Origin of the sequence: Chloracidobacterium sp., assembly GCA_016715795.1 — a bacterium.
GTDB lineage: Bacteria > Acidobacteriota > Blastocatellia > Pyrinomonadales > Pyrinomonadaceae > OLB17.
The window spans coordinates 327,091-338,926 of sequence record JADJXP010000001.1; the positions used below are offsets into that span (position 1 = coordinate 327,091).

Sequence of the window (11,836 nt, forward strand, 5' to 3'; positions counted from 1 at the left end):
CGTGAGCAGGCTCCCGGTAGCCTGCTTTTTCGTTTGTTGCCCCGAGGCCCGTCTGATAGCCTTGATAGTTTGTTTCGATGAGCAAGAAGATCGTCGATAGCTACAGAAAGAAACTCGCCACTGAGCGCGGTTATGTAACCTCGCACGGTGCCGATCTGCACATCGCATTGTGCTACCCGAATACTCACGCCATCGGCATGGCCAATCTCGGCATGCACACGATGTATGAGCTGTTCAATTCGATACCGGGCGTAGCGTGCGAGCGTGTCTTTCTCCCGGATCCTGGCGAATTGCGCGAATATGAACGAACCGGTACGCCGCTGCTCTCGCTCGAAACACAATCACGGGTAAAGGACTTTGACATCGTGGCTTTCTCGATCTCATTCGAGACCGATTACCTGAATATGGCCCGTATGCTGCAGCTTTCGGGCATTCCGGTTTGGGCAGAGAAGAGAACGCACTTTGATCCGCTCGTCATTATGGGCGGAGCCGCCTCATTCCTCAATCCTGAACCTATCGCGGAGTTTACAGACGCGATTGCCGTAGGAGAAGGCGAGATACTTGTCTATCAACTCATCGACGCCGTATTTGAGAACGAAACAAAGGGCGACATCCTGCTCGCCCTGGCATGCATCGGCCGTGGCTTTTATGTTCCGTCGCTCTATGACGTGCTCTACAACGACGACGGAACAGTTTTTGATTATTTGCCTAACCAGCCCGGCGTTCCGCAACGCGTCGGCCGAGCCCTCGCGGCCATCAATCCAAAAGAAGGCACGCTGCGGAGGGCCCTGAAGCGTGGCGAGGCGGAACTTGCCGATTTTCTTGTCAATCAGGACACATTCTGCCCGTCAACGTCCGTCTGGTCGCCCGAGGCCGAGATGGGGGACCGTCTGCTGGTCGAGATATCGCGCGGCTGTTCGCAGGGCTGCCGCTTTTGTTGGGCAGGATACAATTACTATCCGCCGCGGGTCGTGCCTGCTAAAGACATCCTTGCAAAGGCCCGCGAATGGCGTGACCGAACAAACAAGATCGGCCTTGTCTCGACTGCTGTCTGCGATCACCCCGAGATATCGACGATCCTCCGCGAGCTTCGGGCCATGGATTACCGGATTTCGGTCTCGAGCCTGAGGCTCGATCAGATATCGGACGAACTGCTCGATGCTCTTGTTGAATCACGCGACCAGCAGATCGCCGTTGCACCAGAGACCGGCTCAGATCGTCTGCGTTGCGTGATCAACAAGAACCTGACAAACGATGAGATCGTCGATATCTGCGGTGCGGTATTCGACCGGGGAATGCTTACGGTCAAGCTCTACGTCATGGTCGGCCTGCCTACTGAGACACAAGATGACCTCGATGAGATATTTGTCCTTGCCGAACGCATCAAAGACCGCATGCTCGAGTCCGGAAAACGGATTGGCCGCGCGGGTAAGATCATCGTCTCGCTCAACGGATTTGTGCCAAAACCGAATACGCCGCTACAATGGGACGCAATTTGCGATGAGCGCGAGCTAAAGCGGCGAATTAAATACGTCTGCAAATGCCTCAGCCGGATCCCGAACGTCGAGGTCCGCTTCATGTCCGCAAAGATCGCTCATGAACAGGCATTGTTCTCGTCGGGCGACCGCACCGTGGCCACTGTGATCGACGCGGCGGCCCGTTACGGCGGCGATATCGACAAGGCACTTAGGGAAACCGGCATCGACGCCGCCTTTCATACCTCACGGGATCGCTCATATGACGAATTCCTGCCGTGGTCGATCGTTGACAGCGGCCTCTCGTTCGAATTCCTCAAGACCGAACATGAAAAAGCCCGAGAGTCGCTCTCGAGCCTTCCGTGTCCTGCGGTTGAAAAATGTACGACCTGCGGGGTTTGCCCTTCGACGTGGCTTGCCGATGCCCCCGAAGCTCTTGTTCAGATCCAGCCAGCAAAGGTCCGTGCGGCACTCGCGGCCGTCTAGTTCTTTGTCGAATCCAGCAAAAATCCGGTCGGTGTCGCCGTGTGGTCAAACCGGTAAGTGTAGGTATAGAGACCAAACGGCAGGATGTTCACGGTTTTTGCATAAACAACATGCGCGGTCAGTGCGTTGCCGTTCTGCCTCACATCGATCAGTGCGTCGGCCGGCACGTCGTTCCGCTGGGCGGATTGGTGTATTCGAGCCTTTACGTTCTCGACCGGGCTGACCTTGCCGGGCAGCGCAAGCCCCTGAACGACCGCTGTCATCATATCGGTCCTGAGGCTCTCGGCTGCGTAGGCAACGGGAACGTAGTTATACCCTGCATGAGCTACGAGTGCTATCACAACGGCTGCGATAACGAGCTTCACGCCGGCGCTTCCGCGTTCGGATTCGCGGCCTTTCAGAATCTGGTTCATATTTCGGGCTCCGTTAAATCGGCGTTATGCCCATTTCTTAAGGCATCTTGTGAGAACGCTCAAGAGCATTTTCGGTGGGATATCCTTGCCGGTAAGGACCACCGGCTTACCGATACCGCGAAGTAGTACAATCTGTCGCGAACCGGCAATATTCTTCTTGTCAAGATCGAACGCCTCGATGATCGCTCTGGTATCGATGCCGGCCAGCGACGGCAGAGAGCCGACGCGATGCACAACATCGTATAACAAGTTTACATCCTTTTCGCCGCACAGCGCAAGAGTTTTTGACAACTCTGCGGCGAACAAAATACCGTAACCGACTGCCTCACCATGCCGCAGATACTTGTAATCTGTGACCATTTCGAGCGCGTGGGCCAGAGTATGGCCGAGATTCAGGACCTTGCGCGAACGGCTGTCGGTCCTGCCCGCATCTTCCATACTGTCGCCGGCGACGATCCGCGATTTGAATTCAATATTCGCCAATATCAAATTTGAGATCTCAGATCTAAAATCCTTGTCCGTGAAATGGTCCGAAAACTGATCGAGTGAATACTTCGCCAGCAACTCGCCCGTTTGCTCGACCTGGCCCCGCCCGGCCAGCGCTGAATGTTTGATCACCTCACAGAAGCCTGCAGCAAGCTCCCTTGGCGTGAGCGTTCGGAGAACCGCTGGGTCGATCAAAACACCAGCCGGATCGTGAAACGCCCCGATCAGGTTCTTTCCAAATGCAGTATTAACGCCCGTTTTTCCGCCGACTGATGAATCGACCATCGCAAGCAGCGTTGTAGGGATCTGCAGACAACGGACACCGCGAAGATATACTCCCGCAGCAAAGCCCGCGAGGTCGCCGACCACGCCGCCGCCCAATGCGACGACCGCATCGCTTCGCGTCAGGCCTGCATCTGAAAATATTCTCAGCGCAGATCCAGCCGTTACTAGCGTCTTATAAGCCTCGCCGTCGCGCATCAGGAACCGCGAGACGTGAAAACCCGCAGCCTTCAGCGACGATTCGACAACTTCGCCGTAGAGCTTATGAACCGTCGGATTAGAGACAACTGCGACCTTCCCGTCGCCACGTCTTAGCTCAGACGAAGCCCAATGTCCGACCGACGCAAGCAGCCCACCACCAACGGTGACGCGATAGCTCACCACCCGCCGTTCAAGCTTGACCTTAATGATCCGCTTCTTCACTTTTGAGAAGGAATTGCTGCCGCTATCACATCTGCCAGCCTGTTTGCCTGAACTTCGATCATCGCCTGATCCTTGCCTTCGATCATTACGCGGGCGAGATTTTCCGTGCCCGAATAGCGAAGCAGGAGCCGGCCATTTCCGTCGAGCTCTTTTTCAAGCTCGGCCGCGGCAGCAGCGACCTCGGGCACCGCGTCAAACGGCCGCTTTTCGCCGACCTTCACATTGACCAGTATCTGCGGATACTTCGTAAATCCGGCGACTGCCTCCGACAGCGTCAAATCGCGTTCGGTGACGGCCTTTAGCAGCATCAATGCGGTCATCATGCCGTCGCCGACCAAGCTGATCTCAGGCAGGATGATATGTCCCGATTGCTCGCCGCCGATTGCCGAGCCCGAATTTAGTAGTTCTTCAAGCACGTATTTGTCGCCGACGTTTGTCCGGTCTAGCCGAATGCCGATCGAGTCAAATGCTATTTCAAGCCCGATATTGCTCATCACCGTGGCAACGACGGTCGAATTGGTAAGATTTCCGTGCTCTTTTAGAAAACGCCCCATCACCCACATCGTTGCGTCACCATCAACGATGTCGCCATGCTCGTCAACGAACAGCGCTCGATCCGCGTCGCCATCAAATGCGATACCGGCGTCGGCCCTTTCGACGACGACCCTTGCCTGCAAGCCCTCGAGATGCAGCGAGCCGCAGTCGAGGTTGATGTTGCGTCCGTCAGGCTCATCATTGATCGGCACGACATCTGCACCCAGCCGGCGGAATAGATCAGGAGCCAAACCTGATGCGGCACCGTTTGCGCAATCGATAACGATCCTTTTCCCGGCCAGATCCAACCCATGAACCTCAACGATCAAATGCTGCAAATAATCGACGCGAAATCGCTCGTCGGACCGCAGGCTGCCAGCCTGCGTGTGCGTGGCTCCACCCCCGGCCTCGCAGGCCGCGTAAATATCCGCCTCGATCGCTCGCTCAACCGCACCCTCGATCTTCTTTCCCGTGGGCAGGAATATCTTGATGCCATTGTCCTGATAGGGGTTATGCGACGCGCTCACGACCACGCCCGCATCGTATTCAAATCTGCGAGTGATATACGCCACGCCCGGTGTCGTTATCACGTCGCCCGACACACACTCGGCTCCCGACGACCTTGCCCCGGCGTGGAATGCGGCCTCGATTTGCGGCCCAGACTCGCGCGTGTCGCGTCCTGTGACGATCCGTGCCGTTCGTCCTAGGCGATCACTCAACTGCCGCGCAAGCGACGCGCCGATCGCAAAAACAGACCTGTCATCGAGCGGAAATTCGCCCGCGTGCCCGCGAATACCGTCAGTCCCAAAAAGAGCTTTCATAGGGATGGCTGGCCGTTACGGCCCGTGCGAACAAGTTATACCGCACCGCAGGCCTCGCAAACAAATCGAAGTATCCATAACGATTTGTTGTATATGTTATAAAAATATCGAAAAGTGCTTGACAACCGCTATGCTGATGGGCGAATCTTAGACCTGCAGACGACTCGCAGCCCCGGCAGTAGTTTCCAGACGCTCTCTCCGCAACAAACATGAAGCTAACAGGTATCGTTGTAATTGTATTTTCGCTCGCATCAGCATCCGCATTCGCGCAGTCCGGCCAGCCGCAGCCGCCCGGCTCGCAGCGAGTGATCGTGACCAGCACGCTGCCGCCGATAAAGCCGGCTGTAAAGCCCGTGGCCACACCGACGCCTGCTCCGCGGCCCTTCGCGACGCCCGTTATCGTCGTTCCGTCGGCTCCGCCGGCCGCCACGGCACCGGTCAGCCAGGCAAGCAACCTGAATTATAAGGGGTTGAGCTTTGCACAGATCAAATCAAAGCTCGCCGAGGCCAAGCGTTATCTAGCGACGCGGCCGATGGCGATCGGATCGACCGAATCAATCGTGCCGACGAGCATCATCCGCGTTGCATTTTACGACGACAGGACGCGGCAGATCGATTCTTATGTACTGACCAAGGACCAGTTCCTCGCGCACGGAGCCTCTACGATGGTCATCTCTGCCGCCGGCAAGCAACTCGTTTCGCGCACGATCCGCGGCAACGGCGTGAACACGCCGGTAGTGGTCACAGACCAGAGCGGCCACGAACATATGCCGCTGATGGTCCAATATCCGCGAGAGAAGCGAGGCATGCTTCAGGAAATGGCATATTATGTGTCGAGCCATCCTCAGATGATCACGCCCGAGGTCGTCAATGCCGGCCGCTTTTATGTCCGCAATGTGATCGATATGGCCCGCGAACAGCTTAAGCGAAAGGGCTTTCAGGTGCAGCCCAAGGTCGCAGATATCGCCGAGCGGCTCTCGACCGTAGAGCACGTGGATCATTCGCGCTTTCGCACCGAACCGCACGCTAATATCTATAACGACATCTTTACGCTTTACGCCCTCAATGAAGGCCAGACCTATCGCTATTCGGTCAGCTCGGCCGGGGCCGGCGGCATGGTGCAGATGATACCGTCCACCTATCGCATGGTCCGCGCACGCCACCCGAATGCCGCCCTCATGCCCGATTTTGTAGAGGGAATGCGCAATCACGTAAACGCCGCACAGGCAATGCTGCTCTATATGCAGATGACCTGGAACGACCTCATCGCAAGCCCGACCGTTTACAACGCGTTACAGACGAAGATCGCCACACAAGAGCAGCTAATGGCCGCCGGCTATAACTCGAACCCGGCAAAGCTCGCCGGCTACATCAACCGCGGCGGTGCCGCGTGGACGATCCTTATCCCTCGCGAAACAAAAGTTTACCTCCAGATCTGGGACTCCCTGGAACGCAACGTCCCCCTGTCGCCTAGGAAGATGTAGGAAGACTGGTTCTTGCTCAAGCAGCTTTGCGCTCGACCGCTTCTTCCACGCGTAGAACGTCGTCTCGTGAACGCCAAGAACTCACGGACCGTGATGGCAAAAGAGGTGGTGATATTCGCCGGCCGCGAAGCGGGCTCATCGTTTGGCGAACTTTGCGACATCACCGGCCTCGACAGCTCAAGCGTCAGCCGGCGCTTCGATGCCGCTAAGCAAAATATCGAGACGGACGCCAGACTTGCCTATGCCAGAGAGCTGGTCGAAAGGAAATACCGCGAGAGAATCGCATCTCTAAAGACGGTGTTGTAGTCAAGGCGGAGCTTCGCTGTTCGGCGCGGGGGCCGGTGGTGAAGTGGGTAGTCGGTTGACGAAGAAGTTCTGATCTTCATTTATTTGTTCGTAGCTGTCCGAAGCGTGGCATCGGACTTGTCGAGTAAGAGCTGGTGGCTCACTCATTCATCTCTTCGGGTCTGCTTGTGTTAGCGAGGCAGTGTTTCTCACTGCCTCAATACCCATGATGTTTCGTTTCGCACTTTGCCGGCGGTCAAGCAAGGCAAGGTTGGCTTGGCTCTATCAGGTCACGGTCATTTCCGGACCATGCGATTCTTTCGAGCATTGCCAACTGTGCGTCCACGCAGGTCGAACTCTTCTGCCGTGATCGAGTCACGAAGCATTATCGAGAGTTTGACCAGAAGTTTGCGGGCAGTGGCCGTTTTGGCCACAGCCCTGGGTTTCCTCTTTGAGAGCCGTTTGTAGAATGCGTTCAGTCTCGCATCCGAGCGAACGGCTATCTGAGAGGCTTGGCCCAGATGAAAGCGAAGCAGTCTCGGCCCTGCCTTGCTGATCCGCCCGAAGCGTATCTTCTCGGCACTGGAACGTTCGACGGGATCGTAACCTGCAAAGCGTGTTACTGCTTTGGTTCCTTTGTCGAAGCGTGTGACATCGCCGACCGTGTGAACGAATATCAGGGCCGTGAGATATCCGACGCCCCTCTGGGTCATCAGCAGCTGTGCCTTGGTGTCTGCCGTTGCTTTCTGCTTTAGCCAAGACTCGACCTCGAGTATTCGCGCTTTGAGGTGCTCAAGCGTAGAGAAAAGCTGGTCACGGCACAGTGCCGAAGCCTCGCACATATCCACCTCCTTGATCACCTTCTGGGCGGCGACGGTTCTCATCAGCGACTTCGGCATTCCGATGTCCCGGGCAACGGCACTCAGACGGTTGTAGATCTGTGTCCGGCGCCCAACCAGGCTCGATCTCAGCTTGATCACGTCGAGTATCTCCGTGCTCTGTATTGGTCGCCGCCAGATCGCCGGAAACTCATTCCGCATCAGCAGCCAAAGCATGTGCTCGGCGTCGATCCGGTCGTTCTTGTGCCGGGAAAGTGCGGTCTTCCTTATCGAAACCGGATTGCCGACGAGCAGCGTATGACCGGCCTCGGCGACTATCCTCTCGAACCACCCGCATCGACTCGATGCCTCGATCCCGATCACGGCCTGTTTCCCAAGCGACGAGTAATACTCGCGTACCTTCTCAATGTCGTGAAACAGCTTTAAAGCCCCTGTCTCACCCGTCTCCTCATCACACCAACAAAGCGTTTGCTGGTATGGATGAAAGTCAACTCCAATGTAAAATGTCATAGCGGTTTCTCCTGTCAAAGAGCAGATTTCTTCGTCAAAAAGATACTACTCCACCGACCAGGAGAAACCGTCTTTATAACATCAAGTCTGACCCCGTCCGCTTTCCGTCCGCTTTTACACCTGTGCGTGCCACCTGGCTGGAGTCACAAAGGTCATGCTCAACGAAATTCCAGTCGACTGGGTGATTTTGTTGGGGCCACATCTAAAACGACACGATATGGATTCCAAAGGGTCTTTCCATGCCAATCTAAGTACCCAATCCTTCCTCCTTCCATAAACTCGAGGAGACCACTTTCGAGGGGTCGGGTAGATTCGTACTTCGCCTCGATTATTAATTTCCCTGTCTTTTCGATAACCCCCCACTTACCGGCTATCTTAACGCCCGCTCGACCCGAAACGAAAGATGTTGCATCGTCAAACCGAGGAAGGATCGCGAGTGCTCCCTCAGTGTCAATGAATCCATATTTATCTCGAATTCGAACTAGGGCCATTCCATCCGAGAATCTATGAGCATCATCAAAGGAAAATGGGCCGACAGGGTTTAACGCCTTGTCAACGTACTGAAATTTTCCATTTTTAAAAACCGCCGCTCGCCCTTCGGAGAATGCCGTCTGCGAGAGAAGGTTGCCAGTTGACGGAGGAACCTCAAACTCCGGTTTGACAACGAAGTGTCCCGTCGGATCGATGTATCCCATACGTCTATCGAGCACGGCGGGCGCAAGCCCTTCATTGAAATGTCCAACGAGCTTGAACCGTGGCGAGATGACGGTTTCGCCATTCAAGCCTAAGAATCCCCATAGCCCGCTCCTCCGATAAGGCGCGTAGCCACTACGAAAATTAAAAACCTCATCCACCTCTGGAGTCGAGACAATTTCCCCGGTCCGGTCGATAAACTTCCAATGAGAATTAACTTTTACCTTGGCTCGTCCGTTTGAAAAAGGGAACGCCCTATCGAAAATCGCAGGAATTACGAGTTCTCCTGTCCGGTCAATGTACCCTTCTTTTCCATCCCTGGCGAGCTGCACTGCCGCTAGTCCTTCACTAAACTCATGCACATAATAGAAACTAAACCCGATCACGACTTCGCCGTTCGAATCAATGAAGCCCATCCGCTCGCCCGCAAATATATCAACCGAACCCTGTCTAACAACAGGATGTAACGACTGGCCCACGAGAAGTGAATTCAGAGCGACAGTCAACAGCCCGATACTTATGACAATGACTAGTCTATATTTATGCATTTGGTAGACTCCTATTCGTTTGGCTTTTTGGGCGGTTTAACCGGAGGGATGAGCGGTCTGAGTGTGATATCCGTTTGGATCGGTTGAGGCCGGTACTCGATTGGGGAAACAGCCGAGCTGTCCGTAACTGTAATGGGATTACGCGGGTCTGGATGATCGCTTCCACTTCTCAGAGGCAGCCCGTTTTCTCTTCGCACGTTGTTTTCGACTTCGATTGCATTCAGCCCAAATGGGTGAGCAATTTCATGATTGAAAATGGTCATCTCGGTGGTCGGGACCGACTTGTTTTCATTCTCATCCGCCGCCATCGAACCACCACCTTCGGGGATTAGGACGTCCCAAGTTCCGTCAGTTCTGGGTACCGCCGTGCCACCTCGACCGACGAGATTAGCGAAATCCATTGTCAAGTTTCCCACCAAATCACCTGATATTACCGAGTTCGGCAACGACGTCGCCTCTCCCGCCCCCAATAGGCTGACACGAACAATGGTGTCCGAGTCTACGGCATATTGTACCATTGCAAAAGATGCGGATTGGGGAGTGTCGGGCCCGCACATTTCTGACGGAGTGATGCTCACCCTCCCCGCTGAGTCGACCTGGACCCGTTCCCTCTCCTCCTGTGACATGCCCGAGAACAGTCGGTTCGCGCCATCCCTCGCTTTCTGGTTAGCTAGGATCAGCTCTAGGCCTAACGAATCGACAAATTTGAGTGGGTTGTTTCCAACATAGGCATATGAATTCCATACCTGCGGATTGGTCAGCCTCGTGATTGAGATTATCAAAGGGTCCCGGGAATGAAATCGCCCGAGATTCTTTGAGTAGTATCGCGCCTCCGCAAAATCCAATCCACTTTCCCCATCCCGCTCATACCCCGTAAACTGCTTCCTCACCGAGTCGGGCGTGTATTCGGCGTGGGAGGTGCGTTGGGCGGTGATGATCTCTTCGCCGTAGGGGTGATAGTCGTGGCGGGCGGTAACCCTGCCGTCGCGGTCGGTGTTGATGCGGGGGCTGCCGAGGTGGTCCGCCGTCAGGTACGCGACCTTTGCGTCTTCGACAGATTCCACGACAGTCGAATATTCGGCGATCTGTTTGCCAGCGGCGTCGTAAACGAAAATGGTCACCTCGCCGGTCGAAGGAACCACTTTCTTTACTCTCTTGCCGTCGCCGTCGTACCAGTATTGGCCGAGCGTAACACTCGACGAGTTTTTGACCTCAACCTGTTTGTTCTCCGCGTCGTAGGTAAATGTCTGGTAATTGCCGTCTCGCGTCGTATTTCCAGCGTTATCGTAAAGCCATCCCGTCGAGGTTAGACGATTATTAGACGTGCTGATCGTCGGATCAGTCACCGCAGGGTTTGAAAAGGATGCCGGCACGGTCGTGTTTGTCCGGTTGAAATTTCGGTTGCCATACCGGTCGAATGTAAAATCCTGCCGCCACGTCTGCGACCCGATCTCCTCGGTCGAATCGTCTATGCGGTTCAAAGAATCGTAATAGTACTTTTGCGTTGCGTTAAAGGCGTCACTATTGCCCGGCGAGTTCGGGACCGTGATGACCTGCTGGACAATATTGCCGTTGTTCTTTGTGGCATCTATAGAGCTGCCATTCCAGTCGCCGTAACTGTAATCGAGTTTCAGGAGATTCGTCGTCCCTTGCGTGGCTCCAAGCGCAATTTGGGTTGGCTGAAGCCTCGAATTAAATGTCGTGCTCGCCCAGCGGCCGTTCCCGAGTTGCATCGCAGTCACGGCTCCGGCGGCGTTATAGGTAAATGCGTCAGCGTAGTTCCAGTAACCTGCGGCAGAGTTCTTCTTGCTCTGGACAATCGAAAGATCACCGGTGTTGTCGAGGACGCTCTTAACGACACGCCCCGATGGATACGTTTCCTCGATCAATGCACCGGCGAGATTGTAGGTGTAGCTCGTGGTGTAGTCAGTGCCGTCGGTTGTCTGCTTATGCCCTGTCACACGTCCTAAGATGTCAAACTGAGGCAGGGTCGTTCTTTTGTCACTCAAACTCACGCCTACTGCCCATCACAACCGATGCCAGTACCCGTGCGCTTGACGTAGAGGTTAACTTCATAGATGACCCCGTCCTCTCGTCGTCTCGTCAGGACTATTGCCATACCTATTCAGAGCAAGAAACCTTAGCGGAATCCAGAATCCTGTTCGCAATATCCTTGTTCTTTAAGTCCGCGAAAAGCACCATGAAAGAAATGCTCTCAGCCGACCATTTGCAGTCGATACTCAACAATCGAACATACGGCTTATTCGGATCTTCGAAGTTAGTCCTGGCTTTTTGAAACTCAAATTCAGCCTCCATTCCCTTCATGCCAGCTCTTGTAGCAGGTTTTTGAACAAAATTAATCACCCGATCTTCCTGCCTTAAGCCATCCAGCTTGTCGATTCCCGCCCCGGACTCGATCGAAAGCGTCATTTCGGAACTTGAATACCTAGCCGCATAGCCATCGAAGCCCGTCTTATCTTCTTTCACTAGAGTTTCTGGAATCCGTATTCGAAAGTTCTCTTCGCTGATCTCCGTCCATTCGGATGAAGGAGCGAGA

The 11,836-nt window shown here is 54.8% G+C and carries 10 protein-coding genes; 3 read left to right on the forward strand and 7 right to left on the reverse strand.

The genetic code is table 11. From position 1 onward, the window contains the following. The first annotated feature begins 77 nt into the window (after positions 1-77). Entirely contained in the window at positions 78-1,961 is a 1,884-nt protein-coding gene (locus IPM59_01550) for a radical SAM protein (GenBank protein MBK9214278.1), read from the forward strand. Here IPM59_01550 and IPM59_01555 read toward each other — a convergent pair. The 3 genes from IPM59_01555 to glmM are packed head-to-tail and all read right to left on the reverse strand — an operon-like array spanning position 1,958 to position 4,920. Beyond that, positions 1,958-2,374 (reverse strand): hypothetical protein, encoded by a 417-nt coding sequence (locus IPM59_01555; protein MBK9214279.1) that lies wholly within the window; start codon positions 2,372-2,374, stop codon positions 1,958-1,960. The genes IPM59_01550 and IPM59_01555 overlap by 4 nt on opposite strands. 24 nt (positions 2,375-2,398) lie before the next feature. Continuing rightward, entirely contained in the window at positions 2,399-3,565 is a 1,167-nt protein-coding gene (gene aroB, locus IPM59_01560) for a 3-dehydroquinate synthase (GenBank protein MBK9214280.1), read from the reverse strand. Beyond that, positions 3,562-4,920, reverse strand: coding sequence for a phosphoglucosamine mutase (gene glmM, locus IPM59_01565; protein MBK9214281.1), 1,359 nt, complete (start codon positions 4,918-4,920; stop codon positions 3,562-3,564). The genes aroB and glmM overlap by 4 nt, the downstream gene beginning before the upstream one ends. Before the next feature lie 209 nt (positions 4,921-5,129). Here glmM and IPM59_01570 point away from each other — a divergent pair, with 209 nt between their 5' ends. Continuing rightward, positions 5,130-6,404 (forward strand): hypothetical protein, encoded by a 1,275-nt coding sequence (locus IPM59_01570; protein ID MBK9214282.1) that lies wholly within the window; start codon positions 5,130-5,132, stop codon positions 6,402-6,404. Positions 6,405-6,470: 66 nt separating this feature from the next. Next, positions 6,471-6,710 (forward strand): hypothetical protein, encoded by a 240-nt coding sequence (locus IPM59_01575; protein MBK9214283.1) that lies wholly within the window; start codon positions 6,471-6,473, stop codon positions 6,708-6,710. Positions 6,711-6,985: 275 nt separating this feature from the next. Here IPM59_01575 and IPM59_01580 read toward each other — a convergent pair whose 3' ends face one another. The 4 genes from IPM59_01580 to IPM59_01595 form a co-directional block, all read right to left on the reverse strand. Continuing rightward, positions 6,986-8,038: an IS110 family transposase gene (locus IPM59_01580; protein ID MBK9214284.1), complete on the reverse strand. Its 1,053-nt coding sequence runs from the start codon at positions 8,036-8,038 to the stop codon at positions 6,986-6,988. A gap of 158 nt (positions 8,039-8,196) precedes the next feature. Continuing rightward, positions 8,197-9,279: a WG repeat-containing protein gene (locus IPM59_01585; GenBank protein MBK9214285.1), complete on the reverse strand. Its 1,083-nt coding sequence runs from the start codon at positions 9,277-9,279 to the stop codon at positions 8,197-8,199. A gap of 11 nt (positions 9,280-9,290) precedes the next feature. Beyond that, entirely contained in the window at positions 9,291-11,288 is a 1,998-nt protein-coding gene (locus tag IPM59_01590) for an RHS repeat-associated core domain-containing protein (GenBank protein MBK9214286.1), read from the reverse strand. 112 nt (positions 11,289-11,400) lie between these two features. Next, a complete protein-coding gene (locus IPM59_01595; protein MBK9214287.1) occupies positions 11,401-11,766 on the reverse strand; it encodes a hypothetical protein in 366 nt (121 codons plus the stop codon). Positions 11,767-11,836 lie beyond the last annotated feature (70 nt).

Excerpts from the sequence above, each read along its gene's own strand:
- IPM59_01585 (MBK9214285.1), bottom strand. The coding sequence starts at position 9,279 with ATGCATAAATATAGACTAGTCATTGTCATAAGTATCGGGCTGTTGACT.
- IPM59_01570 (MBK9214282.1), top strand. The coding sequence starts at position 5,130 with ATGAAGCTAACAGGTATCGTTGTAATTGTATTTTCGCTCGCATCAGCA.
- glmM (MBK9214281.1), bottom strand. The coding sequence starts at position 4,920 with ATGAAAGCTCTTTTTGGGACTGACGGTATTCGCGGGCACGCGGGCGAA.
- IPM59_01580 (MBK9214284.1), bottom strand. The coding sequence starts at position 8,038 with ATGACATTTTACATTGGAGTTGACTTTCATCCATACCAGCAAACGCTT.
- IPM59_01550 (MBK9214278.1), top strand. The coding sequence starts at position 78 with ATGAGCAAGAAGATCGTCGATAGCTACAGAAAGAAACTCGCCACTGAG.
- IPM59_01555 (MBK9214279.1), bottom strand. The coding sequence starts at position 2,374 with ATGAACCAGATTCTGAAAGGCCGCGAATCCGAACGCGGAAGCGCCGGC.